The sequence below is a fragment of the Prochlorococcus marinus str. MIT 9401 genome, from assembly GCF_000760095.1.
Taxonomy (GTDB): Bacteria; Cyanobacteriota; Cyanobacteriia; order PCC-6307; family Cyanobiaceae; genus Prochlorococcus_A; species Prochlorococcus_A marinus_I.
On the sequence record NZ_JNAR01000002.1, the window covers coordinates 73,699 to 99,034 of the forward strand.

Sequence of the window (25,336 nt, forward strand, 5' to 3'; positions counted from 1 at the left end):
AAACCTTATTTATTTTCAAATAGTTTTTTGAGATTTAAAAGCAGCTTGCCATGAATTTACTTTGCCATTAAATGAACCATGTAAAAAGATTGGATCTATAAAATGTTTTGAAATTGTTTTTGATTTAATATTATCTCCTAAATAATTCATAAGAAAATCTATTGGAAATTTTTTATCAAATTTTTCTTTATCAAGATGATTAAGCCAATTTCTTACTAAGCTCTTGTTTATTAAATACCCACAAGCTGTATTAGTAAATATGCCATTAGTAATTATGAAATCATCATTTTTCTGAATTATTTTGTTTTTTGGAATCACCTTTTCTAGTGAATAACCACCTGCCAAGTCAATATATTGATACTTAAAATTAGCGGTTTTTAAACTCTTAATTAATTCTTTTAATTTTTTATTTGAATATTTTTTGCAAACAACATCATCTTCGAAAACCATAATATACTCTGCAGAACTGATATTGAAATTCCTCCAAGCTTTAATATGCTTTTTAGTAACTTCATTTTCAATCATTATTCTTTTTAAAGAATTTGAAACTTTATTATTGCTAAAAAATACAAAATTAAATGTAAGTTTAGATAGATATAAGAAACTGCAAAAAAGTCTTTTATATATTCTCTTTTCATTTTTATGCTTTAAGTCAAATTCAAATCTTTTGAAAAGATAATAGAAAAATTTAAGTCTATTGGTTAAGTTATTTGAATTAATAATGATTTTGTTTTGTTTACTTATCATTTTGTATTTGATCATATTTTTTTTAAGAATCTTAGAAATATTTGAGCGCAATAAATACCTATCTTTCGATTTATTGTGTATTATGAATGCCTTTATAAACACTAATCTAATTTCCCTAAAATATATTTCAACGAAAATTTAATCTCGCTTATAAGGGAGATTAAAATTTTGCTAAATTCTAAATTTATTTTTTTCTTATTTCTAGAGATTATTTTTAGGTAAAATATAAAACTTATAAAGAAAAAATGTAGTCTACTTAAAAAATTTCTTGCATAAAAATGATGATAATTTATTTTTTGATTCCCGTATCCAAATGTTGTACCGATTCCATATTCGGGAAATTCTTCTTTTAAATTCCAAATTGGCTTAAATAATGTTTTTACAGGTTTAAACAAATGTTCATCAATAAGTTCTGGGTAAAGCCATGATATTTCTTCACTGACATCTGATCTCTCATTAACTTTCCATAAATTATCACCATGATCTTTAACCATATCTACATTGAAGCAAATAAAAGATTCTGCAATGAAAATATTTTTATTATTTTCTATACAATTTGTTCTTTGCATATTTCCATTAATTCCTTTTAATTTTGCCAAGCTAAAAGAAGTCTTAATAGCCATTTCATTTAGTGGGAACGCATCAATATCAATTAGTAAACAAAAACTATTTTTTTCTAATAATTTGATTGATTCCGAAATCATATAAGAATGAATAGTATGCTTGCTTTTATTATTTTTGGTTTTTTCTACCTCTTCTTTGCAGTCTATTAAATCAAAATCTAAATTAATAATTTTCACTTTTGGAGGGGCTAAATATTTTATGATTCTGTTTCTAAATAAAAATGCAAAGTTATTTGATATGTTTTTTGTCGTTAACGTACAAATATATAAATTATTTTTGTCTTTGAGAATCAAATCCCATAAATCGAGAATTTCTTTTTTATTAAGAAGCTTTTTCAATTTTTAATTTTTTATGGTTTTGAAATATGCAATTGTTTTCTCAAGTCCACTATCTAAATCAATTTTCGGATCCCAATTTAATTTTTCTTGAGCTTTTTGGATTATTGGTTTTCTTTGTAAAGGATCATCTTGAGGCAGTTCTTTAAATATAAACTTTTCCTTTATATTTAATTTCTTTGAAATTAATCTTGCAAGATCTATGATCGTGATTTCATTGGGATTTCCTAAATTTAATGGACCACTCTCTCTGGAGTCCATTAATCTAATAAATCCCTCAATTAAATCATTTACATAACAGAAAGAGCGAGTTTGGCATCCATCGCCATAAAGAGTCATACTTTCACTACTTAATCCCTGCATAATTAAATTGCTAATAACTCTTCCATCATTAGGAAGCATTCTAGGTCCATATGTATTAAAAATCCTAGCTACTTTTATTTCTAAATCATGTGATCTCTTGTAATCAAAGGTCAATGTTTCTGCAATTCTTTTACCTTCGTCATAACAGCTTCTTACTCCAATTGGGTTAACATTACCTCTATAAGTTTCTGGCTGAGGATGTATCTCAGGATCCCCATAAATTTCGCTGGTACTAGCTAAGAAGAATTTTGCTCCAACTCTTTTTGCCATCCCCAACATATTATATGTTCCAAGAAAACTAGTTTTTGCGGTTTTTATAGGATTGAACTGATAATGTATTGGCGAAGCAGGACAAGCCAAGTGCCAAATTTTGTTAACTTCAAGAGTTATGGGCTTTGTGATATCGTGCCTTATTAATTCAAAATTAGGATTGTTATTCCACTTAAGTAAATTATCTTTTGTACCAGTAAAGAAATTATCTAAGCAAATCACTTGCTCACCTTTATTCATTAATCTATCTATCAAGTGTGAACCTAGAAAACCAGCTCCACCTGTTACTAAATTAACTGTAGTATTGTATCCTTCCATAATTTCGAAGCGCGATATTTTTATCTATTTTTATCAGTCAATAATAACATGGTTACTTATTTGATTTAAATATTTAATTAGTCTAAAACTTCAATATACTATTTATTTTCTGGTTCATTGAGTATTTTAATTAAGTAATCACCATAAGGACTATTTAAATATTTATTTGCTACATTTTTAAATTCAATATCACTAATATAATTTAATCTCCATGCTATTTCCTCTGGACAGCCTATCTTTAATCCTTGTCTCATCTCTATTGTTTTAATAAATAAGCTTGCGTCTTGTAAAGAGTCGAAAGTACCAGTGTCGAGCCATGCTATTCCTCTACCTAATATTTCAACTTTTAATTTTTTTTGATCGAGATAAATATTATTAAGGTCAGTTATTTCTAATTCTCCTCTATTAGATAATTTAAGCTGCTTGACATACTCAATTACGTTACTTTCATAAATATATAAGCCAGTTATAGCAAAGTCACTTTTTGAAGATTTAGGTTTTTCTTCTATGGAAAGTGGACGATTTGATTGATCTAAATTTATGATTCCAAATCTACTTGGATCTAAGACCCTATATGCAAAAATAGTTGCTTCAGATTTATTTTTAGTTGATGCAATTAGTTGATTTGTTAAATCATGACCATAAAAAATATTATCACCAAGTATCAAAGCAACTTTTGAATTTTTGATAAATTTTTCAGCCAGAATGAATGCTTGAGGTATCCCATTTGCCTCTTCTTGGACCTCATAAGAAAGCTTAATGCCAAGGTTTCCTCCATCTCCAAATAAATTCTTGAATAAGATTTCGTCTCTTTTTGTAGTTATAATTAATATCTCCTTAATACCCATAAGCATTAAAGTGCTTAATGGATAGTAGATCATTGGTTTATCGTAAACAGGCAAAAGTTGTTTACTAAAAGTATCAGTGAGTGGTGCAAGCCGTGAACCTTTGCCCCCAGCTAATATAATCCCTTTCACTTTTAATTTATTTGATAATTATTTTTAAAATTAATATTAAATCCATGCCCTAGTTTCCATATGTTTAAACTATTTTCTTGAAGTTCCCCAAAATCCACTACATCTCTACAATCAAATATCCAGGAAGGTTTTCGCATTAGTTTAGAAAGATTAGACCAATCAATTTTTTTAAAATCATACCATTCTGTCAAAATTACAATTGCATCAGCACCTTCTGCAAGGTTTTCATATGAAGAAACAGTTTCAACTTTATCGTTAATTATCAAAGAAGGATCAATAGCTGATATCGATTGATTTAAGTCATAAGTTATTTTCGATTCATCAACTTTTGGATCATAGATTGATAACTTAGCTCCCTCTATTAGAAGATTAGTACAAATATTAATTGCAGGTGATTCTCTAGTATCATTTGTATTCTCTTTGAAAGCAAAACCTAAAATAGCAATTTTTTTATTTGAAACTGTCCCAAACAAATTTTTCACAATAATATTTGTCAATCTTTCTTGTTGCCACTGGTTAATTTCAATAACTTGTTTCCAATATTTAGCTACTTCTTCAAGACCATATAATTTGGATATATAAATTAAATTCAAAATATCTTTTTTAAAACAACTTCCTCCAAAACCTGGCCCTGATTTAAGGAAGTGTTCTCCAATTCTGTAATCCATTCCAACTGCCTTTGCAACTTCAGATATATCAGCACCTGTTTTTTCGCATAAAGCTGAAATTGAATTTATAGAACTTACTCTTTGAGCTAAGAATGCATTAGCGGTTAATTTGGATAATTCAGAACTCCATATATTTGTTTTAATAATTTTATCTTCACTAACCCAATTTTTATATATATCTATCAAAGCATTTATTGCTAGATTATTTTCTCCTCCAATTAAAACTCTACTTGGATTTATTAAATCGTTAATAGCAGTTCCCTCAGCTAGGAATTCAGGACTTGAAAGAACCGAAAAAGATTTGGTTTTATTCTTTTGAGAATTTTTTTGGGATGAGGAAAGAATATTTTTAATGACCTCGGCTGTTTTGACAGGTATTGTGCTTTTTTCAACAACTATAGTGTGTCCCCTAGCGGACGATGCTATTTCTCTAGCGCAATTCTCTACGTATTTTAAGTCACTTGCTTCTCCTGCACCTAATCCAGTTGTTTTCGTAGGCGTATTTACTGAAATGAATATCATGTCTGATTGTGCAATAGATTCGCTTACCTTATTTGTAAAGAAAAGGTTTTTGCCTCTGCATCTTTCTATTATTTCTCCTAACCCAGGTTCATAAACAGGCAACTTAGTTAAATCTTCACTATTCCAATCACTTATTCGTTTTTTGTCTAGGTCAACAACAATTACTTTTAAATCCTTACACTTATCAGCAATTACTGCCATAGTAGGACCGCCAACATATCCTGCTCCGATGCAGCAAATTGTCTTTACTTTAATCTTCATTTTGCTGAATAAAAAAAGAAGAATTTATCAATATTTTTTGATTTTAAATCATTGATGCCTTTAATCCTGTTAATAAGATCCAAGTTATAATACTTATTCTTAAATCAAAGTATTGAATATCAAAAAGATGAGAGTACGATATAAATAAAATAGAAGCGAACCAAGCTTTCTCAAAAGTTAAGTTATTTTTAATTTTTTCTAGTGTGGTTTTAGAATTTAAAATTATAAATTTATAGTATTTCTCTAAATATCTAAAAACTGTAATTGAGAGAATAAGAGAAGTTAAGATACCATAATTAATTGCTAATTCAAGAATAATATTATGAGTGTGGCCAATCCATCTGCCATTAATTGCTTTATGTATCACTGGGAAAGTTCCGCCACCCCATCCGAAAAGTGGTCTTTCAAAAATAGCTTTTATACTAAAAGACCATATATTTAACCTAGGGAATGCTTCTTGTAATGATAATGAATTTTCAGGGAAATTATTAAATATATTTATTGTCAAAAAAGATACCAAATTTTCTCTTAAATAATCTGGAATAAGTGAAATCAAAAACGTTAAAAAAAGCCCAATTAATATAATTAACGGGATTAGCCAAAATATATACTCAAATCCAATAATTACTGGAATTGTAAGAAACATGCCCAACCATGCATTCCTTGAGTTAGTAAGTAACAAAGCTGTTATAAATAATAAGCAAAATAAGGTTGTTATTAATTTTTTAAATTTATTTTTGTTAGTTATAAAAAGTGAAAACGAAAATGGCCAAACTAAAGCTAACCAAGCACCTGCATAATTTGCGTTATTAAAAGGACCAGTAATTCCATCTGTAATGCTTAATGGTCTTTGATACCAAATTATCAAACCATTTAGTATTTCAAATGGACCAGTTATATTGAAGAAGTATTGTAGAAATCCTGAAAATATAACTGGGATCGTTCCTATTAAAAGAAATTTAGCAATAGCTTTTCTTACTCGAATTTCTTTTAGGTAGGGTTCAAAACTCCAAAAAAGCCAAAAGAATGGAATCCAATTAATTAAACTTATCCATGATAAGGAACCAATTTCTTCGATGATTTTATTTGAATTGTCAAAAGAATTAACGATACAACTAAGAATCATTAAGAAAGAAATTATTATGAAATACTTATTTGACTTTTCTTTAAAGAAATTTATGGGATTATTATTACTACTTAAAAGTAATGAAAATATTAGTGATAATAAGGCTATAGCTGGGGCTGTTGGTAGTACTAAAACTCCAATATATAGAAATTTAATTCCTAAATTGCTTGGTTTAAATTCAGATGTTTTCTGTATTCCTAGCATCTAAGATTTTAGCTAATTTTATAAAGAATCTTCAATGTTATTATAAGTTTTCAAACCCTAATAAAACTTTTATTTAACGCTTCCTGCAGGATTCGAACCTGCGGCCCACTGCTTAGAAGGCAGTTGCTCTATCCAGCTGAGCTAAGGAAGCATCATTTTATTATATCTGAATGGAAAGGCTTAAACAATTAAAATATCCCTTTTTTTATTATTAATTTGTTTTGTATTTTGATCTTATTTCCTTTATTCCAGATTTTGCTTATTATATCCTTTAGTTATACATTTGAATTGGCCAAAAGACTTACTGAAAAACAGAAAAAGGAAATAATACAGTGCTTCAAAGATGGAAAAACTGTTGATTTTCTTTCAAGGGAATTTAATTGTACAAAACTTACTATCATAAGAAATCTTAAAATTGCTCTTGGAGAACTAACTTTTAAGGAATTAAGAGAAACTAATAAAAATTTAAATAAAAAAAATATTCTTTTTAAAGACGATAATAATAAAGATTTTAATATTCAACAATATTCAGAAATTCATAAAGAAGATATTAAAGAAGATATTCAAGGGATTAAAAATAACCTTAATATTGCGAGTGAGGATGATTTCTATAAACAATCATTTATGGAAATTACTCCACTTGATTATGAAATTGATAATGATCATCGTAAAGAGCTATCTTCTGTTCCTATTTCAGATATTGATTTCCCTCAAATTGTATATATGATCGTAGACAAAAAAATTGAATTAGAAATAAAATTATTGAAAGAGTTCCCAGAATGGGGATTTCTACCAATTGAAGATTTGAATAGAAAAACAATAGAAATATTCTATGATTTGAAAATTGCAAAAAGGTTTTGTAATAAGGAACAAAAAGTAATCAAAGTTCCAAATACGAATGTATTTAAAATTGCCGCTCCATTTTTAATCTCAAAAGGCATCTCAAGAATCGTAAGCGCAGACACTTTAATCTCTCTCTAAAATCAATTCTCATCACTAAATTGTACATTCAAAAGACCACCTAAAATCGATCCGCTTATAAAACTTGTGCCTACGATAAAACCTATTGGAAGACTTACTGTTTTCCCAAGTAGAAAATTAACCTTGCTTTTATTTGAATTATTTTGTAATCCAATAAATAATATTAAAAATAGAGATGAATTGAATAAAAACGCAAAAATTACTTTTCTAATTAACAAGAACATATTTTTTTTAACTTCTAAAATTTTAGCTTAAATCATAAATTACGCTTTTTTTTAAACCTGTTTTCTTCGCTAAATATTTAGAAGCTGAAGATAAGCTTAAACCTGCATTAATTAATTCCTTAAGCTCATTCTTAAGATCTGACTCACAAAAATCTAACCCTTTTTTTTTCGTAATTCCTTTGATAACAATTGTTATTTCGCCTTTGACTTCTTCTTTTTCAAAAAAACTTATTACACTTTTTATGTTATTGCCAATGTGCTCTTCAAACTTTTTTGTCAACTCTCTGAAAATTTCGATTTCCCTTTCTCCCCCACAATATTCAGATAATTCTCTCAATAATTTCTTTAGACGATGTGGGGATTCAAATAGTATTGTTGTTTTGTCATTTTTACTTATTTCAAAAAGAATTTTTTCCCTTTCACACTTCTTTTTCGGAAGAAAACCTTCAAAAATAAAACTTGATGAAGGCATTCCGCTAGAGATTAGAGCGGTTAAGGCAGCACACGGCCCAGGGATACATATAACATCAAATCCTTCTAATTTAACTTCCTTGGCAATATTTTCTCCCGGATCACAAATGCCTGGCATTCCAGCATCACTGACGATTGCAATTGATTTTCTTTCCTTAAGATCTTTTACTATTCTTGGGATCTTGTTGTAGGAGTTGTGTTTATTAAAACTTATAAGATTATTAGTAATATTGTATTTATTCATTATTTTTTTTGTATGTCTGGTATCTTCGCAGGCAATCAAAGAAACATTTTTAAGAATATTTATTGCTCTATAAGAAATATCATTTAAATTCCCAATAGGGGTCCCAACCATATATAAAACACTTCTTTCAGGTTCTTGGGTTCTGTGGGATAATGGGAGATTATTATTCATTTTGTGATTAAATTACCTATTGGAGTAGATATTATTAATCTTATCGAGGATCTTAGGATTATTAGCTGGGAAGCAGCAGAAATTTTATTGTTCTATTCAAAAAAGATTAAAGATATCAATAAAAAAAACAATATTATCAAAAATAGTAATAATGACGATCCTGTAACATTAGCTGATTTAGAAGTAAATCAATTAATTATTAGAAGAATAAAGGAGAAATATAAAAATATAAGTTGGGAAATTTTGAGTGAAGAAAATGTCAAAATTAATAGTTCTTCTTGTAATACTTATTCAGAATGGTTATGGGTTCTTGATCCATTGGATGGGACAAAAGATTTTATTCAAGGTACAAAAGATTTTGCGATGCATTTAGCACTAAACTATAAGCAAAAACCCCTCATAGGAGTGGTTCTTATTCCAGAAAGAGGCGAATTATGGATATCAGACGGGACTACACTTTATTGTGAAAATAAAGAGGGTATTAATAAAAAAATTAATATCTCCAAAAAAAGAATTATTAAAGATATGTCTGTAGTAACAAGTAAGAATCACAGAAATGAAATACTAAAAGATTTAATTTATAAGGCAAATTTTAAAAAAATTAATGTTATGGGTAGTATTGGGTGTAAGGTAGCCTCTATTTTAAGAGGAGATAGTGATATTTATATATCTTTGAGTTTGCCAGGTCAAAGCTCCCCGAAAGATTGGGATTTTGCAGCCCCTGAAGCTATTTTAAAAGCTGCAGGAGGTGCAATAACTACTATTAATAATAAGGAACTGGTATATAACAGTAAAAGCTTTGAGCATCCTGGAATAATTATTGCTTCCAACAATAAAAATAACCATAGAAACGTATGCTTACAAATAAAAGAAATAATCGAAAAATACGATATTTGCTCGATTTAGCTTTTCATTTAATTGAGAGGGGCTACCGGGGTAGGTGTTGGCTCAGGATAAGACATCCCGCTATTTTGAGAAACTCCTCTCAAAGTTAAATTTATCCTCCCTCGGCTATCAATTTCGCGGACCCTTACAGTGACTTCATCACCTTGTCTAACAACATCTTCAACTCTCTCTACTCTAGCTTCAGAAAGTTGAGATATATGAACCATTCCTTCTTTCCCAGGGAGAATTTCAACGAAAGCACCAATTGGAATAATTCGAGTAACAACCCCAGAGAAGATTTCTCCTTCGTGAACTTTTCTGGTTAATCCCTCTATTATTTTTTGAGCTTCTTCCGCGGCAGCTCCGTCATGAGAAGCAATGGTCACTATACCTCCATCCTCGATGTCTATTTTGGTATTAGTTCTCTCTGTAATACCTTTTATAGTTCTACCACCTGGTCCAATAACTGTTCCTATGAGCTCAGGGTCAATCCTAAAGCTTAAAAGTCTTGGGGCATGAGGAGATAAAGATTCTTGGGGCTTATTTATAGCCTCTTGCATCTTTTCTAAAATATGTATTCTGGCAGGGCGAGCTTTTTTTATTGCATCAGAAATAATTGATACTGGCAAACCTGTAATTTTCATATCCATTTGTAAAGCAGTAATTCCTTTTTCTGTTCCTGCAACTTTAAAATCCATGTCCCCAAGAAAATCTTCAATACCTTGTATATCTGTGAGAATTCTAACTTCTTTATCTTCTTTGATTAATCCCATAGCAGTACCACTCACAGGAGCTTTCAAAGGAACACCTGCATCTAGTAGTGAGAGTGTGCTTCCACAAACTGAACCCATAGAGGTTGATCCGTTGGAACTTAAAACTTCACTAACAACTCTTAGTACATATGGAAATGTTTCTTTACCAGGTAGAACTGGAATTAGTGCTCTTTCTGCAAGCGCTCCATGACCAATTTCTCTTCTGCCAGGAGTTCTCATTGGTCTTGTTTCTCCCACTGAATAAGGAGGGAAATTGTAGTGATGTAGATAAGTTTTTTCAGTGCTTGGATTCAGGTCATCCATTTCTTGAGCATCACTAGGAGTACCTAATGTGGTTGTCGATAAAACTTGGGTTAAACCTCTCTGGAATAATGCAGAACCATGAACTCTTTTTGGAAGAATTCCTGCAGAGGCTGATATTTTTCTAACTTCATCTAGATCCCTTCCATCAACTCTTTTCCCATCATTTATGATTTGCGACCTCATTAATTTTTTCGTTAATTTTTTAAAGTCGGAATGAATTAATTTTTCATTTTCGGAGGTTAGAACTTTTACTTGATTGTCATCTTTAAGTGAATCAATTTTGCTTTGAGTTTCAGTTTTAATATTTTCGAGTTCAAGATCTCTCTCTTCCTTTGAAAGTTCAAATTTCTTTAAAACTAACTCAATAGGTTTTGTGCAATTTTTTTCTAGATAAGAGGGCAATGTTTTATCTTCTTCAGGGTCAGATGGCTTAATCTGTTTTATTCCTAAATCTTTTAGCAAATCTTCTTGCGATTTAATCAGTTCAGTAACAGCCTCATATCCAAAATCTATAGCTTCGATTGTATCTTGTTCTGATAATTGATTTGCACCTGCTTCAATCATGACGATACCGTCTGGTGATCCTGCAACAACAATGTCTAAATCGCCTTTCTCAATCTCTCTATAGCTAGGATTTAAGATGAAATCATCCCCTATAAGCCCAACTCTTACCGCAGCCATTGGCCCATAAAATGGAATCTCTCCAACTAAAGTTGCTATTGAAGCCCCCGTAACAGCCAAAACATCTGCTGGAACTCTTTCATCTAGAGAAAGGCATGATGCGACTATTTGAATCTCATCTCTCATCCATGTGGGAAAAAGTGGCCTCATTGGCCTATCAATTAATCTTGCAATTAGAGTCGCTCTTTCTGGTGGGCGACCTTCTCTCCTCATAAAACCACCAGGAATTCTCCCCGCAGCATAAAGTTTTTCTTCATAGTCGCATATCAGAGGTAGAAAGTCTGATGGTTCTTTTTTGGTAGTTTTTGTAGCTGTAACTAATAGTGAGGTATCACCACACTCAATCATTACTGATCCATTTGCTTGAGGAGCATATAGTCCTGTAGTTAGTCGTATCTCTCGTCCGTCAAACGTGATCGACTTATTTTGTCCTTCCACTTTTTAAATTATAAATCTATACATAATTTATTCTTACATTTAATAGGGACATATTGAGTAAATTATTTAGATAAGCTATAAAAATTTTTAAAAATGCCTTAAAAATGAGTTTAATTTTTAAAAGTAGTATTTTTTTTCTTGAGAAATATCGTACTTAAGTTAAAAACTTATACTACCAACTAGATTTAACAACTCCAGGAAGTTCACCGTTATGAGCTCTTTGTCTTAACTGATTCCTGCAAAGACCAAAATCTCTATATACTCCTCTAGGTTTACCAGTTGCCCAACACCTATTTCTTACTCTGTTTGGTGCAGAGTTCCTTGGCAGACCTTGAATCTTTCTATGTATTTCTAACCTTTCCATTGGATCTTTTGCGGCATTAAATTCATCTAATAATGCTTTTCTTTTTGCAGCATATTTATTCACAAGTTTTTTGCGTTTAACTTCTCTCGCAATCATGGACTTTTTCGCCATTTAGTCAGAATATTTAAATCTAGATATTATACTAACAGCTTATAGAACAGTTTTTAAAATTTATTTATTGGTTTAATAATCTTTGAACGATTAATAGTTGACTAGTATCTCTGATAATAAGCAGAACGCTTAGTCCAACTAAAAGGAAAAAACTGGACTGAGTAACAACCATTTGTACCTTGACTGGAACAGGTTTCCCCCTAAACCCTTCAATTAAAGTGAAAACAAGTTGTCCACCATCTAACAATGGTAAAGGTAATGAATTAAGTACTGCTAAATTAATAGAAATTAAAGCCGCAAATAATAATATGCCTGTTCCTCCTTGTTGAGATAATTGTGCACCGATTTCAACGATTTTTACTGGCCCACTTAATTGTTGAGCTGTTGAGGAGAAATTTGTTATTAAACCTTTATAACCTTGAATTGTTTTTACCAAAAGTGATGAAAATTCATTATTAGTGTATTTAAAAAGTTCAAAAACGTTTTTAGTTTTTTTTGTTTCTTTTCTTACATTCGGTTGCAATTGAGCACCTATTGTTCCTTTCCCATCAATATTTTTTGGTACCAAAGTTAAATCTTTGAAACTCCCATCTCTTTCAATTTTTATTGAAATTGGTTCGTCTGATGAATTTTGAATTTCTTTTACTAAAGTGGAAACGGCTTGGTCACCAACTCCCAAAGTACTAGATTCTATTTCTAAAATTTTATCACCTGGTTCTAAACCAGCAAGAGAGGCAGCCTTTTCAGGTTGAGTAGCCAAAACTAAAATACCTGGTTCTGGATCAAATGGAATACCAACAGTAGTTACATTTATAATCAAGATTGAGTAAGCAAGTATCAAGTTGGCAAATACTCCAGCGGAAATTACAATGACTCTTTGAATTATTGGCCTATTTTTTAATAGGTTTGGATCTTTAGGGTCAATATTATTAAGTTCTTCATCAGGGAAGGATACAAAGCCTCCAAGAGGAAATGCCCTGAATGAATAAGTAATATCTCTAAATTTTTTTTGAATAATTGAGGGCCCAAAGCCAATTGAAAATCCATCAACATAAATACCTTGTAAAATGGCCGCAAGAAAATGCCCCATCTCATGAAAAAATATGAGGAATCCAAGTACTGTTATTGAGGTTAAAACATTCATTTTGTTATATTAAGCAGTTTTTAAAAAATTTGATCCAAAATATGGAACCAGAGCATCTGGGATCTTAACGCTTCCATCTGTTTGTTGGCCATTCTCAAGAATCGCCGCCATTGTTCTTCCAATAGCAAGACCACTGCCATTTAAGGTATGTATATATATATTTTTTTTATCAATTTTTGATCTTATTGATGATCTACGTGCTTGAAAGTCAAGGCAATTGCTGCAACTAGAAATTTCTCTATAACATTTACTACTTGGAAGCCAAACTTCAAGATCAAAAGTTCTACTGGAAGAAAAACCTAAGTCTCCAGTACAAATATCTACTAATCTGTAGGGTAAGTTGAGCTTTTTTAAAATGCTCTCTGCATCAGAGGTAATTTTTTTATGAGCTTCTAAAGATTTACTTGGATCACAAAACCAATAGAGTTCAACCTTATTAAATTGATGAAGTCTTATTAAACCTTTAGTATCCTTTCCATAACTTCCAGCTTCTCTCCTAAAACATGGACTATATGCAACATACTTTATAGGTAGCTGATTAGGATCAATAAGCTCGTTTCTATGAAAAGCAGTTAGCGGAACTTCAGCTGTTGGAGAAAGCCATAAATCGTCATTGGAGCACTTAAAACTTTCATTTGAAAATTTAGGTAATTGACCAGATCCAGTAAGACTTTCTGAATTTACTAAAGCTGGCGGCATTAACTCCAAGTAACCATTTTTAGTATGCATATCGAGCATAAAATTAATTAATGCCCTCTCTAATCTGGCACCATTACCTATAAGAGTGATAAAACGACTTTTTGATGTTTTTGTTGATTTTACAGAGTCAAAAATATTCAGACTTTCTCCTATCTCCCAGTGTGATTTTATATTCTCTTTTATTAAAGGATCCCCCCAAGTTTTTATTTGTAAATTATCACTTTCATCTTTCCCAATAGGCGCGTCTTTGCTAGGAAAATTTGGCAAATTATAAATCTCTTCATCTACTTCTTTGTCTAGTATTCTTTGTTTCTCTTCGAGTTCAGAAATTTTAATTCTGTATTGGTTTCCCTTCTTTTTTAAAGAAATTAATTCTGGAGAATCATTGTTTTTAGATTGGCTGATTTCTTTACCAATTAATTTGCTTAATTTTTTGCTCTCAGATTTAAGGCTGGATATTTCTATATCAATATCTTTTTTCTTAACAGTTAATTCGTGAATGTGGGATATATTATAAACCTTTCCTCTCAAGGATAAATTCTCTCCAACAGATTTTGGATTTTCTCTTATTAATTTTTGATCTAACACTCTTTTTTTTTTATACATTAATTAAGATAGTTAATCTCAATTAATTATTTGGGTTTTTTGATTAAAAATTAACTTAATTAATGATTCCTGACTTATGGATATTTTAAAAATTTAACTTTATTTAAGATGCAGAGCGGGCCCTTCCTGTGGATGACCATTCTTTTAGGAAATCAATTTGCTCTTTAGCGGTTCTCGATAAAGGAACTAGTTCAGAAACTGCTTTTATTAAATCTTTCTCCATTAGCTCTCTATTTTCAGAGAATGAAATGTGCATCCCCTCTATTACTGCTTGTTCAAGTTCTGCCCCTGAGAATCCATCTGTTCTATCCACAATCGTAGATAGAGGAAAACTGTAATTTGGTCTTCTTTTTTTTAGATGCAAATCCAAAATACTTAGTCTTTCTTCGGAATTTGGCAAATCAAGAAAAAATATCTCATCAAACCTACCTTTCCTTAATAATTCAGCAGGAAGCTTGTCTATAGCGTTAGCTGTAGCAATGACAAATACGGTGGATTCTTTTTCAGCCATCCAGGTTAGCAGACTTGCCAAAACCCTCTGACTTGTTCCTCCATCGCTTCTAGCGTCGCCACCAAAGCCCTTGTCAATTTCATCGATCCACAGGATACACGGAGACATGGCTTCAGCTCTTAAAATTGTTTCTCTAGTTCTTGCTTCGCTTGAACCAACGAGGCTAGAAAACAGTCTTCCAACATCTAACCTAAGTAGAGGCATCGACCAACTCTTAGAAATTGATTTTGCGGTAAGCGATTTCCCTGTACCTTGTGCTCCGACGAGTAAGACGCCCTTGGGGATAGGTAATCCATAATCTCTAGCTTCTTTAGAAAATGCACTATATCTTTGCTTAAGCCAAACTTTTAAAACATTTAAACCACCAATATCATCTTGACTTGATTTAGCCTCGAAAAATTCTAAAATTTCACTTCTTGCGATCACTTGTTTTTTTTCCTCAAGAATATCTTGAATATCTTCTTTACTTATTTTTCCTCTTTGAGCAAGGGCCTTTGCCGTGACTTGCTTTACTTTTATTTCGGTAAGTCCGCTTGAGGCTATAGAAAGTTCGTTTAAGTCTTGTTCTTCAAGATTTGAATTGGTATTGATAGCAATTTTTTTTATTAGATTTTTCAATTCTTGTTGATTAGGTAGTGGTAAATTTAAAATTGTCATTAATTCATCCAGCTCTTCTGAAGATGGAAATAAATGAGAACAAATAATTAAATTGTGATTAGTTTTTTTAAGCTTTGAAGATAGTTCCTTAATAGTTCTATTGATAGAGGGATCGTCATAAAATTTATGAAAATCTTTTACTAGCAAAATAGTTGAGACTTCAGAACTTTGTTCTTTGAGCCAATTGAGCACCCCTAACGGATTGTTAGAAAATTTACCTTCTTCATTGATTAACCCTTTTATTCCGTTAACACAATCCCAGCAAACGAATCTTTTTATATTCAGTCTTTCACAAGAGAAATTAACCAGTTTTTCTAATCTCTCCTCTTCTTTAGTCCTGACCCAAATTAATGCAGTTCTTGATTTTATGAGTAATTCTAAATTTCTACACCAAGAATTCATTATGTAAGATTCAGACTATTTTTTACTATTAGGTTCAAAAGGTAATCTTTTATCTGTGATCGTTGAGGTAGAAGTTGTTATCACTTCATTTTTGGCTAATAATTGCTGATCCAGGATTTTCTGTAAATTCTCAGGAAGAGCTTCTTTATTAAGCAGAAAAGTTTGAAATGCTTGGAAAATGTTAGCAACAACCATATATAGCAAAACTCCTGCAGGAAGTGGGAAAAACAGAAACATTCCAGTAATCATTACTGGTGTAATTTTGTTCGCCGTTGATTGCTGTGGATTCGCAGGCATCCCCTGACTAGATAAAACTTGAGAAAGAAGTAGGGTTAATCCAAAGGCACCAACTAATGCAGCAATATCCCAATTAATTGCCCCATCCACATAAAAACCAACTTGACCAAGAGCTTTAATAAATAAAAATCCACTTTTAGCAGCTAGACCAGGGATTTTTGCCTCGATTGTTGCATCCCCTGGTTTGATTGCTGTAACTATACCGTCCTGGGAAACTTTAAGATTTTCGGATCCTTTAGAAACCTTCCAAGTCGGGAGAAATTTTGATCCATTGTCGTATTTAGATAAAACTTCTGAATAGCTATTACCATTTGTTGTTTCTAAATTTATTTTTATTGATTCTTCTGTACCTAATTTTGTTCCATTAGGAATGGTCGCTATTACAGGGAAATGTGATTTCTCTGTAATAAAAATTGAGTGTCTTGGCGATTTATACGGTTTTGGGTCAATAGCTGCTATTTGATCTTGAGGTAATACTTTGAGGTTTATGTTGTAGGGAACATCAGCAAATGGAGACCCCCTTAGGGTTGCAAACAATGCAAATAGCACAGGCATCTGAACAATTAAAGGAAGGCAACCCGCGAGAGGACTGCCAAATTCATTCATTAGTTTCCCAAGTTCTTCTTGCTGTTTCTTAGGATCACCTGAAAACTTAGATTTTATTTCTGCTTGCCTTTTTTGCATTACGGGTTGAGCAATTTTCATTCTTCGTGCGCTTCTAATGGAACCAGCGCTAAGAGGAAAAAGTGCAATTCTGATTACGACTGTTAATGCAACAATCGCTAATCCATAACTGGGGACTAGACCGTAGAAAAAATCTAGAATCGGGATAAGTAATTTTTCAGAAATGAACCCTATCACGATATTAAAGAGAGTGTAATTTTACTAGACATTTTATTTTACAGGAAAAAAAGGTTTTTGTAATTAATTTCTTTAGGATTTAGTTGCAAATCCTTGTACCTCGTTAAGATTTGGGATTTGTGTTCTTTTATTTATATGTTCTTCAATAAATTTTTGCTTATCTCTGAATAGTGGTAATGACTTCATTTCAACCTTTGATCCATCGTTAAGAATAAGAACCATATCACCATATGATCCAAATCCTCTAGGAATAGATCTTATTTCTTCAATGTTACTCAATGAAACTTGTGTTTTATTTTTGCCAAACCAACCACCATCTATAGTAATTCTTTTATTTGTGATTTTGAATCTCAACCATAAGGCTCTAACTATTGCTGCGAAGGTAAATGGCAAACCAAGAATAGTTATACTTCCAAGTAGATTTAATATTAAATCACTTTTTGCAGGGCCACCTTCATAAAAGGTTTCTTCCGTCATGTTAATCATTTGATTAGTCTAGATTTGAACATCAAGTTTTGAAATTCCTCCAAAAGTTTATTTTTATCATTGTAGAAATCTCCAATTTTAAGGTTAACAAGTAACCAATAAGGTTTGTGGCTATGAATTTTCTGGATATTTGTTAATAACCACTCTTGCATTATTCTCTTGATTTTATTTCTAACTACAGCTTTTTTAGAAACTTTTTTACTAATAGCTATTGCTACCCTTAAATTATTTGATGTAGATCTATTGTTATGGGATAAAAAAATTTTTGGGTTTGATCTTGCGACCTTAAAAGTCATTAATTTCCCGTAATATTTTATTGAATTTTTATGAATATAGTTAAAAGTCCTATGACCCTTTAAACGCATTTCACTAGGTAAGGCCATTGTAGTTTTGCGTTAGACGGCTATTCTTTCTCTGCCTTTTTGTCTTCTACTCTTAATTACTCTTCTACCAGTATGAGAACGCATTCTAACTCTAAAACCAGATACACGTTTTCTTTTTCTTGAAGTTCCACCAAAAGTTCTTTTAGTCATTTTTTTAATTATCCTTAATTAATTTATCATTTAATCGATCACTATAGTCCAGCTTCCTAAATAACTTGAAACTGATTTCCCTTTAGGTTGCCCATATGAATGAAATTGATATAGGCCCGATTTTTTTGGATTAAATACTTTTAAGACAATCGCATAGCTTTCTTTATTAGCAGGAATTGCCTTATAAGGGTAGATATTTATTGATCGTAAGGATGATTCATCTGTATTGATTTCAATATCAGCTGGAATGTCTTCTATACATTTTGTACGATTTTCAAAACCACCTATTCTTACCTTGCAAAAACTAATTTTTTCTTTCTTTAAAGTTGATTTAAAAGATTTTGGGACGGCTAGATTTACTTTTAGTAGATCACTATTTCTATCAAATGGTCTCAAGAAAAAATAAATCTTATTTCTAAAATTTCTTTTATTTTGTTTTTGTAGCCATTTTAATCGTCTGTGCCCGGAGTTTTGGTCCCATTGAAATTCCAACCCTGCCTTAGCATCTTGGATATCATTTAAAAGTGGAGCTGAAAATAAAATTGTGGGGATTAGAAGAAATTTTAGAATTTTAAAATTTAAAGTAATTTTCATTGTTTTTTACACTAAATAAAATGAATGTTTCGAGAGTTAATTGGTTCTATCCAGATTAAAGTGGAATAATTGTTTTTTAGGTTAACACCTATCAGTCCTTAATTTTGAAGCACCTCTTAAGTATGGATGCTTAATAGTATTATTTGATGGTAATAATACTTGTGCCATTATTCTTATACAAAAATCGACATCATCATTAACATACATTTGTTGACAGTCTAAAAATGCTACTGAATCAAGTCCATTACATTTTCTAGCAATGGAAGCAGGGAAGCATGCATCCAAATCTTTTGTTGCGGTAAAAATAATAGACAATAAGTTTGTCTTATTAAGATTGTTACGCAAAATCAATTCATCAATTAATTCCACTACTGCAGCCTCTATTTCCTTAACAGAATTTCCAGATGCTGTTGTAGCACCTCGAATAAATTTCATTTTATAATCATCTTTTATTTTTTCAGACATATTTATTTAAGGCTTATATAACCAAAGTACTTTATTAGATGAGTCAAACTCAAAAAAGATATTATTGATAATTTTTTCAATCACTCTATTCCCAGGAATTATTCCAAGAATTTTCTTTTTTTTCTTCCCAAATGTTAAAGGCTGAATTTTAGGATCAATATTAACCATTTTTGAAGCAAGTTCCCTCGCAACAAATTCATCCCCAATCTCATCAACAAGACCTAATTCTTTTGCTTGTGTTCCAGTGAAAATTCTTCCATCAGCAAATTTTCTTACTTCTTCAACAGGTAAATTTCTTCCTTCAGAAACAGCTTCAGTAAATTGTTTGTAGCTCTCATCTATCAGCCCTTGAAGAAGTTCTCTACCTTCCTTACTCAGAGGTTTATCTGGAGAAAGTATATCTTTAAATACGCCGCTTTTAACAGTTTCAAATTTAATGCCAATTTTATCTAATAATTGAGATAGATTATTTCCTCTTATAATCACACCAATAGAACCTGTAATTGTGCCAGGATTTGCAACTATTTTGTCAGCTGCAACACCAATGTATACCCCTCCCGATGCTGAGATGTTCCCAAAACTAGCAATTACTTTACACCCTTTATTTTTTAGTCTTTTAATGGCAGAGTATATCTCTTGGCTATCCCCAACAGTACCTCCTGGAGAATCAATTCTCACGATTAGAGCAGGAAATTCTCTATCCTCAATTTGTTTAAGAGCTTTAAGGACAGAAACTCTTGTTGAACTTGTAATAGGCTCTTCAATTACAATACGAGCCATTCTTTTTTTTGACTTTCGTCTAAAAGGCCAAATCATTCTTTTAAGGTAAATACATAAAACTACTTTAAAAAGATTATCAGCAGAACTAATGAATTCAATCCTAAATTGGTTTTTAATGATACTCCCTTTTGCACTTTGGGGTACTTCAATGGCGGCTATGACTCCCTTAGTATCTAGTGCTGGACCAGAGTTTGTAGCTTCTTTAAGATTACTTCCTGCAGGAATTCTTGTTCTAATTACAACATATTTATTTAAAAGAGATTTGAAAATTTATAAATGCGATTTGAAATGGTTTTTGGTTTTTACAATTGTAGATGCTACTTTTTTTCAGTTGTTTTTAACTTACGGTATTGAAAAAACTGGAGCGGGTCTCGGCTCAATATTGATTGATTCTCAGCCACTTTTGGTTGCTATTTTAGCAAGAGCAATTTTTGGGAATTTAATTAATCCAATAGGTTGGTTAGGGTTACTTTTTGGATTGGGAGGAATAATATTCTTAGGGGTTCCGCAGGAATTTTTAGAAAATTGGTGGTTAATGTCTGATACTTCCATGACTAATGTGGCTTTTAATTTTGGAGAACTTTGGATGCTTGCAGCTTCGCTAGCTATGGCACTAGGAACAATTTTAATCAGATTCACCTGTACTAAAAGTGATCCAGTCGCCGTTACAGGCTGGCATATGGTTATAGGAAGCGTTCCCTTAATTATTAAGCATTGTCTTAAATCAAATTTTCAAATAATCCCTGATTGGTCAATATTTGATTGGGGACTAATGTCATTCGCTAGTGTTTTTGGAGGGGCAATAGCTTATGGACTGTTTTTCTACTTCGCTAATAATAAAGAAATAACTGGTTTTAGTACACTAGCTTTTTTAACACCAGTATTTGCTCTTTTAAGTGGAGGTATTTGGTTAGATGAAAGACTTACTATTCTTCAATGGATAGGGGTAGTTTTTGTTCTTATATCAGTATTTTTTGTAAGTCAGAGAAGATCTTTATGGGAAAATAAAATGACTGATACTAATATTTAGTTAGTTTCTTGTTGTGAAAAAAGTTTAAATAATGCGAATAGTTTTGATTAGTACTCCAATAGGTTTCCTAGGAAGTGGAAGAGGTGGTGGAGTTGAATTAACTTTAAATTCCTTAGTGACAGGTTTGCTTAATTTAGGTCACTCAGTTGATGTAATTGCTCCTAAAAATTCTAAATTAAGTAAAGGAAACGAAAAAGCAAAACTACATTTTGTAGAAGGTGTTGATCAAATTAGTTGGCAGCATCAAAATTATAATTCTCTTGTAAGTATCCCAGATAATTCACTTCTGGCCGGAATGCTTGAAAAGGGATTGGCTATCGCTAAAAAGGCAGATGTATTGTTGAATATGTCTTATGATTGGTTGCCTATCTGGATGACTCTAAATGTAGAGCTACCCATTGCACATCTTATTAGTATGGGCTCGGAAAGTTCGGTAATTAGTAATTTAATATCAAAGGTATATGCTAAACATCCATATAATTTTGCTTTTCATTCAAAAATACAAGCTGATGATTATCCATTTATAAATGAACCAATTGTTATTGGTAATGGTTTTAAATTGGATAATTATACTTTTCAAGATGCAGTGACGGGACCATTGGCGTGGGTTGGAAGGGTGGCACCCGAGAAAGGTTTAGAGGATGCAGTTTATGTTGCAAATGAACTTGGCGAAAAACTAAAGGTTTGGGGAGTTAAAGAAGATGTGAACTATGCCGCAAAGATACAAAAATCTTTTCCTCAAGGAACTATAGATTGGATGGGTTTTTTATCAACCAATGAATTACAAAAAGAACTTGGTAAATGTAGGGCTTTACTAAATACGCCAAAATGGAATGAGGCATATGGGAACGTAGTTGTTGAAGCTTTAGCCTGCGGGGTGCCAGTCATTGCCTATAAGAGGGGAGGACCTTGTGAAATTATTCAGCATGGGGAAACCGGGTATCTTGCTGATCCTGATGATAAAAAAAATATGCTTTATTATGTAGAGATTGTTGAAAAAATAAAGCGTAAAAAATGTAGAGAATGGGTAGAAAAAAATGCCTCTACAGATATATTTGCTAAGAAGGTTGTGAATTGGCTTAATAAGGTAATGCACGAAGATAAATAGAGAAAACTATAAAATGATTCTTCTTAAATCAAAAAAAAGGCCTATAACCTTACTGATAGTTTTAGTTTGTGGGATCATAATATTTATTTTAGGTTTAGGCAGTACAGGACTGATAGATGAAACTCCTCCATTATTTGCCGCTGCTGGACGGGCAATGAGTGAATCTGGTGATTGGTTAACTCCAAAAGTCAATGGCATGTTCCGTTTTGATAAGCCCCCACTAATATATTGGCTAATGGGTTTTTTTTACTCATTACCGAAAAACGAGATTTGGGATAGTTTCGGAACAATCTCAGCAAGACTCCCTTCAGCTTTGGGATCATTATTTTTAATGTTGATGATAGGAGATACTTTGTTTTGTTGGCCTCAGAAGGGTGATAAGCAATTCCTTACCCCAATAGTTGCATCATTAGGATTTGCCCTTTCTCCATTTATAATCATCTGGAGTAGAACTGCTGTAAGTGACTCTCTTTTAACTGGAACCTTAGGGATTAGTCTGCTGTTGTTTTGGAGACGAATGGTAAGTGAGAATAATGATCAATGCATTTCAGCATGGGTATTTTTAGGACTTGCAATTTTAACTAAAGGACCTGTTGCATTTGTTTTGGCAACATTGACTATTTCATTTTTCTTTATTAGTCAGAAGGATTGGAGAACTTTGCTTTGCAGGATAAATCTTAAGAAAGGGTTTTTAATAACAACTTTAATAAGTGTTCCATGGTACATCTTAGAACTTGTAAAAGAGGGAAAGCCTTTTTGGGACAATTTTTTTGGATATCATAATTTTCAAAGATATACCTCAGTTGTAAATAATCATTCTGAACCATTCTGGTTTTTTCTTTACATGATGATAATTGCTTCATTACCATTCACTCCTTTTTTGTATCACGGGATAATTAAGGCTTTTGAGGATTTCTTGAAAAGTTCAAAAGATATTAGCAATGTCTCTGATACCTTATATATATATTCCTTATGTTGGTTAATATCGGTTTTAATATTCTTTAGTATTTCTGCTACGAAACTTCCAAGCTATTGGCTGCCAGCAATTCCTGCGGCATCAATTTTAATTAGTAGAAGCTTTATAAGCTTAAAAAATTCAAATAAAATTTATTCAATTTTATGGATCTTTAATATTTTAATATTTTTTGGTGTCTCAATAGCATTCTTTTTCTCAAATATTTGGTTAACTTCAATAAATGATCCTGAAATGCCTGATCTTGGATCTGAATTAATAAGTTCTGGGATAATTTTTAAAGCCAAATTATTCTTCTCTGTACTTACACTTCTTGCAATAATTTTATTTTATTTAAGATCCAAAAATATATTTCTTTATCTTCAAATTTTACTTTTAATAGGTCAACCTTTTTTGATGTCGCCAATAAGAAAATTAGCGGATAATTCTAGGCAATTACCCTTGAGGAATATCTCAAAATTAATTTTAGATATTCGTGAAGGAAATGAAACTTTAGCAATGATCGGGGTAAGAAAACCTTCTTTACATTATTATTCAGGACAAATAGTTTTTTATGAACCAAATACTAAAGAAGGATTAATTAATCTTTCAGACAGGCTTAATAATGATAGGAGAGAAAATCATAAGGACCAACCAGATTATGAATATAAATCTTTGTTGGTAGTGATAGATGAATCCTCTTCGAGAGAAAAGCACTGGTCTAACATCAATTATCAAAAATTGGGCGAATATGGAATATATAATTTATGGCGAATTCAGAAAAGTGATTTGAATAAATATTCGGAATTTTTAATCAATAATGGTTATAAACCTAACTGGAAAAAAAGAAAAGTTGAGAAATTTTAACTTAGCTTCTTTTTAAGAAGAGCGTTTTTAAGGTCACTAAGACTGCACTTGTTGGGGATTTCAATTTCATTTAAATCTTCAAGTAATTCGAGATCGATGACAGAATCTTCGGCTAAAAAGCTAAAAACTTCATTAATGCTTATTCCCATATCTTGAGCCATCTCCGAGATTAGTCTTAGAGTATCCCTCCTCACAGAAATCCTGAGATCTAAAGGGATATATTCATTTTCAGGGTTCGCTGACTTCATAACCTAAATCTTAAGACATTATGTAGTTATGGGGATATTTTCTTTACAATATTCATTAATTATGCAATGTGCTTTTTAGTTAAAAGCATTCATTAGAATTTTCATGAGAGGAATTGTAGCTATTGAAATTAAAGTTGTAGTAAAAAGAATTTTTGAAGCAATTTTTTGTTTTACGTCATAAGCCTCTGCCATTAAAATTGTTGAAATTGCTGTTGGGGTTCCTGCCTGAAGTATTACTGCTGATGATTGATAGAAGTCAAAATTTAATAATTTACTGATTAAAAAAACAATAAAAGGAAGAATAAATAACTTTAATAAAATTGAGAATTTTATTTCTTCACTAATATCAAAAAATTTATCTTTTTGATTTGTTATTATTCCGAGTCTTGTTCCTACAATTATTATCGCCAAAGCGATAACTATTCTTGCAGGTATCCAAAGGTAATTGCTTAATATTTCATCTAGATGAAAAAGATATGCCAAAAGTACTCCAATAATCCCTCTTGATGCAGGACTATTTATCAAAGCATTTAATAAGCCTTCGATCTTTGGAATACTATTGTTTTGGGATTTACCTTGAAGGAAAAAAGGTCCAAATATCCAAGCGAATAGTGTTGTTCCTAAATCAAATCCAATAGTGAAGTTAATAGTAGATGAAGGGAGAAGAGCTATTGCAATTGGTATTCCAAGAAATGAAGTATTGCCGATTAGGCCTGCTAGCTGCAAAGTATAGTTTGAAAGTCTATTCTTTAATATTGGGAATATGTTTATTAGAAATATTAAAAATCCAATTAGTGAGAATGCTAAAAATGCGCTTTTGATAAGGTTTACATCTACACCCTCCTTTAATAAAAGGCCCATTACACTTAATGGAATGCCAAATCTTATTAAAGGTCTTGCAATATACTTAGAAATTTTTGGATTCTTTTTTCCAAGAAGGAATCCAGAAATTAAGAAAGGGATAATATTTATAAAGAGAGAGTAGATGGTATTAATTAAATATTCAATATAAGAAATATTAACTTACCGAAGAAC

General features: G+C 31.4%; 28 protein-coding genes and 1 tRNA gene. 6 read left to right on the plus strand and 23 right to left on the minus strand.

From position 1 onward, the window contains the following. Positions 1–15 precede the first annotated feature (15 nt). The 6 genes from EV01_RS07910 to EV01_RS07885 form a co-directional block, all read right to left on the minus strand. Positions 16–525, minus strand: coding sequence for a glycosyltransferase family 25 protein (locus tag EV01_RS07910; protein WP_152556203.1), 510 nt, complete (start codon positions 523–525; stop codon positions 16–18). 323 nt (positions 526–848) lie between these two features. Next, entirely contained in the window at positions 849–1,709 is an 861-nt protein-coding gene (locus tag EV01_RS07905) for a hypothetical protein (protein ID WP_032518325.1), read from the minus strand. Positions 1,710–1,712: 3 nt separating this feature from the next. Continuing rightward, a complete protein-coding gene (locus EV01_RS07900) occupies positions 1,713–2,657 on the minus strand; it encodes a UDP-glucuronic acid decarboxylase family protein (RefSeq protein ID WP_032518326.1) in 945 nt (314 codons plus the stop codon). A gap of 98 nt (positions 2,658–2,755) precedes the next feature. Then, positions 2,756–3,634 carry a glucose-1-phosphate thymidylyltransferase RfbA gene (gene rfbA / locus EV01_RS07895; RefSeq protein WP_032518327.1) on the minus strand — a complete coding sequence of 293 codons (879 nt, stop codon included), beginning with the start codon at positions 3,632–3,634 and terminating at the stop codon, positions 2,756–2,758. Positions 3,635–3,636: 2 nt separating this feature from the next. Beyond that, positions 3,637–5,085 carry a nucleotide sugar dehydrogenase gene (locus tag EV01_RS07890; protein ID WP_032518328.1) on the minus strand — a complete coding sequence of 483 codons (1,449 nt, stop codon included), beginning with the start codon at positions 5,083–5,085 and terminating at the stop codon, positions 3,637–3,639. 43 nt (positions 5,086–5,128) lie between these two features. Then, on the minus strand, positions 5,129–6,211 hold the full coding sequence (locus tag EV01_RS07885; protein WP_032518329.1) for an O-antigen ligase family protein: 1,083 nt from the start codon (positions 6,209–6,211) through the stop codon (positions 5,129–5,131). A gap of 16 nt (positions 6,212–6,227) precedes the next feature. Between EV01_RS07885 and EV01_RS09590 the strand changes: the two genes are divergently transcribed. Next, positions 6,228–6,419 carry a hypothetical protein gene (locus tag EV01_RS09590; RefSeq protein WP_193741430.1) on the plus strand — a complete coding sequence of 64 codons (192 nt, stop codon included), beginning with the start codon at positions 6,228–6,230 and terminating at the stop codon, positions 6,417–6,419. A gap of 73 nt (positions 6,420–6,492) precedes the next feature. On the opposite strand, the gene EV01_RS07880 is transcribed toward EV01_RS09590, so the two are convergent. Further along, positions 6,493–6,566, minus strand: a tRNA-Arg gene (locus EV01_RS07880). A 137-nt stretch (positions 6,567–6,703) separates the two neighbouring features. Between EV01_RS07880 and EV01_RS07875 the strand changes: the two genes are divergently transcribed. Next, complete coding sequence (locus tag EV01_RS07875) at positions 6,704–7,396, plus strand: hypothetical protein (RefSeq protein ID WP_032518461.1); 693 nt, start codon at positions 6,704–6,706, stop codon at positions 7,394–7,396. 2 nt (positions 7,397–7,398) lie between these two features. On the opposite strand, the gene EV01_RS07870 is transcribed toward EV01_RS07875, so the two are convergent. Both EV01_RS07870 and rsmI read right to left on the minus strand, forming a co-directional pair. After that, the gene (locus EV01_RS07870) at positions 7,399–7,620 is read right to left on the minus strand and encodes a hypothetical protein (RefSeq protein WP_032518332.1); all 222 of its coding nucleotides are present in this window, start codon (positions 7,618–7,620) and stop codon (positions 7,399–7,401) included. A 22-nt stretch (positions 7,621–7,642) separates the two neighbouring features. Beyond that, entirely contained in the window at positions 7,643–8,506 is an 864-nt protein-coding gene (gene rsmI / locus EV01_RS07865; RefSeq protein ID WP_032518333.1) for a 16S rRNA (cytidine(1402)-2'-O)-methyltransferase, read from the minus strand. 3 nt (positions 8,507–8,509) lie between these two features. Between rsmI and EV01_RS07860 the strand changes: the two genes are divergently transcribed. Then, positions 8,510–9,412: a 3'(2'),5'-bisphosphate nucleotidase CysQ gene (locus EV01_RS07860; protein ID WP_032518334.1), complete on the plus strand. Its 903-nt coding sequence runs from the start codon at positions 8,510–8,512 to the stop codon at positions 9,410–9,412. Between the two features lie 8 nt (positions 9,413–9,420). On the opposite strand, the gene EV01_RS07855 is transcribed toward EV01_RS07860, so the two are convergent. The 12 genes from EV01_RS07855 to sppA all read right to left on the minus strand — a co-directional run bounded on the left by EV01_RS07855 (position 9,421) and on the right by sppA (position 20,132). Next, positions 9,421–11,586 (minus strand): polyribonucleotide nucleotidyltransferase, encoded by a 2,166-nt coding sequence (locus EV01_RS07855; protein WP_032518335.1) that lies wholly within the window; start codon positions 11,584–11,586, stop codon positions 9,421–9,423. Positions 11,587–11,758: 172 nt separating this feature from the next. Beyond that, positions 11,759–12,061 carry a 30S ribosomal protein S14 gene (gene rpsN, locus EV01_RS07850; RefSeq protein ID WP_025906716.1) on the minus strand — a complete coding sequence of 101 codons (303 nt, stop codon included), beginning with the start codon at positions 12,059–12,061 and terminating at the stop codon, positions 11,759–11,761. 64 nt (positions 12,062–12,125) lie between these two features. Beyond that, the gene (gene rseP / locus EV01_RS07845) at positions 12,126–13,205 is read right to left on the minus strand and encodes an RIP metalloprotease RseP (RefSeq protein ID WP_032518336.1); all 1,080 of its coding nucleotides are present in this window, start codon (positions 13,203–13,205) and stop codon (positions 12,126–12,128) included. 9 nt (positions 13,206–13,214) lie between these two features. Beyond that, complete coding sequence (gene serS / locus EV01_RS07840) at positions 13,215–14,492, minus strand: serine--tRNA ligase (RefSeq protein WP_032518462.1); 1,278 nt, start codon at positions 14,490–14,492, stop codon at positions 13,215–13,217. A gap of 121 nt (positions 14,493–14,613) precedes the next feature. Then, complete coding sequence (locus tag EV01_RS07835) at positions 14,614–16,080, minus strand: AAA family ATPase (protein WP_032518337.1); 1,467 nt, start codon at positions 16,078–16,080, stop codon at positions 14,614–14,616. 15 nt (positions 16,081–16,095) lie between these two features. Beyond that, the gene (gene yidC, locus EV01_RS07830; protein WP_032518338.1) at positions 16,096–17,238 is read right to left on the minus strand and encodes a membrane protein insertase YidC; all 1,143 of its coding nucleotides are present in this window, start codon (positions 17,236–17,238) and stop codon (positions 16,096–16,098) included. A 72-nt stretch (positions 17,239–17,310) separates the two neighbouring features. Further along, entirely contained in the window at positions 17,311–17,724 is a 414-nt protein-coding gene (locus EV01_RS07825) for a PH domain-containing protein (RefSeq protein WP_032518339.1), read from the minus strand. Beyond that, entirely contained in the window at positions 17,721–18,107 is a 387-nt protein-coding gene (locus EV01_RS07820) for a ribonuclease P protein component (protein WP_032518340.1), read from the minus strand. Before EV01_RS07820 ends, EV01_RS07825 begins: the two co-directional genes overlap by 4 nt. Before the next feature lie 12 nt (positions 18,108–18,119). Continuing rightward, positions 18,120–18,257 carry a 50S ribosomal protein L34 gene (rpmH, locus tag EV01_RS07815; protein WP_002808184.1) on the minus strand — a complete coding sequence of 46 codons (138 nt, stop codon included), beginning with the start codon at positions 18,255–18,257 and terminating at the stop codon, positions 18,120–18,122. A gap of 30 nt (positions 18,258–18,287) precedes the next feature. After that, positions 18,288–18,851: a DUF2808 domain-containing protein gene (locus EV01_RS07810; protein WP_032518341.1), complete on the minus strand. Its 564-nt coding sequence runs from the start codon at positions 18,849–18,851 to the stop codon at positions 18,288–18,290. A gap of 81 nt (positions 18,852–18,932) precedes the next feature. After that, positions 18,933–19,316 carry a chorismate mutase gene (gene aroH / locus EV01_RS07805; RefSeq protein ID WP_032518342.1) on the minus strand — a complete coding sequence of 128 codons (384 nt, stop codon included), beginning with the start codon at positions 19,314–19,316 and terminating at the stop codon, positions 18,933–18,935. A gap of 6 nt (positions 19,317–19,322) precedes the next feature. Next, positions 19,323–20,132 (minus strand): signal peptide peptidase SppA, encoded by an 810-nt coding sequence (gene sppA, locus EV01_RS07800; RefSeq protein WP_032518343.1) that lies wholly within the window; start codon positions 20,130–20,132, stop codon positions 19,323–19,325. Positions 20,133–20,184: 52 nt separating this feature from the next. Between sppA and EV01_RS07795 the strand changes: the two genes are divergently transcribed. Genes EV01_RS07795 through EV01_RS07785 form a run of 3 tightly spaced genes read left to right on the plus strand, consistent with a single transcriptional unit; the run spans position 20,185 to position 24,053 of the window. Further along, the gene (locus tag EV01_RS07795) at positions 20,185–21,126 is read left to right on the plus strand and encodes a DMT family transporter (protein ID WP_032518344.1); all 942 of its coding nucleotides are present in this window, start codon (positions 20,185–20,187) and stop codon (positions 21,124–21,126) included. A gap of 31 nt (positions 21,127–21,157) precedes the next feature. Further along, positions 21,158–22,234, plus strand: a complete 1,077-nt coding sequence (locus EV01_RS07790) for a glycosyltransferase family 4 protein (protein ID WP_032518345.1) — start codon at positions 21,158–21,160, stop codon at positions 22,232–22,234. 13 nt (positions 22,235–22,247) lie between these two features. After that, complete coding sequence (locus EV01_RS07785) at positions 22,248–24,053, plus strand: ArnT family glycosyltransferase (RefSeq protein ID WP_032518346.1); 1,806 nt, start codon at positions 22,248–22,250, stop codon at positions 24,051–24,053. Here the strand turns inward: EV01_RS07785 and EV01_RS07780 are convergent. Together EV01_RS07780 and EV01_RS07775 are read right to left on the minus strand one after the other, a co-directional pair. After that, on the minus strand, positions 24,050–24,301 hold the full coding sequence (locus EV01_RS07780) for a hypothetical protein (RefSeq protein WP_032518347.1): 252 nt from the start codon (positions 24,299–24,301) through the stop codon (positions 24,050–24,052). The two genes, EV01_RS07785 and EV01_RS07780, sit on opposite strands and share 4 nt — an antisense overlap. Positions 24,302–24,376: 75 nt before the next feature. Further along, positions 24,377–25,162 (minus strand): AEC family transporter, encoded by a 786-nt coding sequence (locus EV01_RS07775; RefSeq protein WP_032518348.1) that lies wholly within the window; start codon positions 25,160–25,162, stop codon positions 24,377–24,379. Positions 25,163–25,336: the final 174 nt, after the last annotated feature.

Excerpts from the sequence above, each read along its gene's own strand:
- EV01_RS07910 (WP_152556203.1), bottom strand. The coding sequence starts at position 525 with ATGATTGAAAATGAAGTTACTAAAAAGCATATTAAAGCTTGGAGGAAT.
- EV01_RS07900 (WP_032518326.1), bottom strand. The coding sequence starts at position 2,657 with ATGGAAGGATACAATACTACAGTTAATTTAGTAACAGGTGGAGCTGGT.
- EV01_RS07890 (WP_032518328.1), bottom strand. The coding sequence starts at position 5,085 with ATGAAGATTAAAGTAAAGACAATTTGCTGCATCGGAGCAGGATATGTT.
- EV01_RS07885 (WP_032518329.1), bottom strand. The coding sequence starts at position 6,211 with ATGATTCTTAGTTGTATCGTTAATTCTTTTGACAATTCAAATAAAATC.
- EV01_RS09590 (WP_193741430.1), top strand. The coding sequence starts at position 6,228 with ATGAAATACTTATTTGACTTTTCTTTAAAGAAATTTATGGGATTATTA.
- EV01_RS07870 (WP_032518332.1), bottom strand. The coding sequence starts at position 7,620 with ATGTTCTTGTTAATTAGAAAAGTAATTTTTGCGTTTTTATTCAATTCA.
- rsmI (WP_032518333.1), bottom strand. The coding sequence starts at position 8,506 with ATGAATAATAATCTCCCATTATCCCACAGAACCCAAGAACCTGAAAGA.
- rpsN (WP_025906716.1), bottom strand. The coding sequence starts at position 12,061 with ATGGCGAAAAAGTCCATGATTGCGAGAGAAGTTAAACGCAAAAAACTT.
- rseP (WP_032518336.1), bottom strand. The coding sequence starts at position 13,205 with ATGAATGTTTTAACCTCAATAACAGTACTTGGATTCCTCATATTTTTT.
- EV01_RS07835 (WP_032518337.1), bottom strand. The coding sequence starts at position 16,080 with ATGAATTCTTGGTGTAGAAATTTAGAATTACTCATAAAATCAAGAACT.
- EV01_RS07825 (WP_032518339.1), bottom strand. The coding sequence starts at position 17,724 with ATGATTAACATGACGGAAGAAACCTTTTATGAAGGTGGCCCTGCAAAA.
- EV01_RS07820 (WP_032518340.1), bottom strand. The coding sequence starts at position 18,107 with ATGGCCTTACCTAGTGAAATGCGTTTAAAGGGTCATAGGACTTTTAAC.
- rpmH (WP_002808184.1), bottom strand. The coding sequence starts at position 18,257 with ATGACTAAAAGAACTTTTGGTGGAACTTCAAGAAAAAGAAAACGTGTA.
- EV01_RS07810 (WP_032518341.1), bottom strand. The coding sequence starts at position 18,851 with ATGAAAATTACTTTAAATTTTAAAATTCTAAAATTTCTTCTAATCCCC.
- aroH (WP_032518342.1), bottom strand. The coding sequence starts at position 19,316 with ATGTCTGAAAAAATAAAAGATGATTATAAAATGAAATTTATTCGAGGT.
- sppA (WP_032518343.1), bottom strand. The coding sequence starts at position 20,132 with ATGATTTGGCCTTTTAGACGAAAGTCAAAAAAAAGAATGGCTCGTATT.
- EV01_RS07795 (WP_032518344.1), top strand. The coding sequence starts at position 20,185 with ATGAATTCAATCCTAAATTGGTTTTTAATGATACTCCCTTTTGCACTT.
- EV01_RS07790 (WP_032518345.1), top strand. The coding sequence starts at position 21,158 with ATGCGAATAGTTTTGATTAGTACTCCAATAGGTTTCCTAGGAAGTGGA.
- EV01_RS07785 (WP_032518346.1), top strand. The coding sequence starts at position 22,248 with ATGATTCTTCTTAAATCAAAAAAAAGGCCTATAACCTTACTGATAGTT.
- EV01_RS07780 (WP_032518347.1), bottom strand. The coding sequence starts at position 24,301 with ATGAAGTCAGCGAACCCTGAAAATGAATATATCCCTTTAGATCTCAGG.
- EV01_RS07775 (WP_032518348.1), bottom strand. The coding sequence starts at position 25,162 with ATGGGCCTTTTATTAAAGGAGGGTGTAGATGTAAACCTTATCAAAAGC.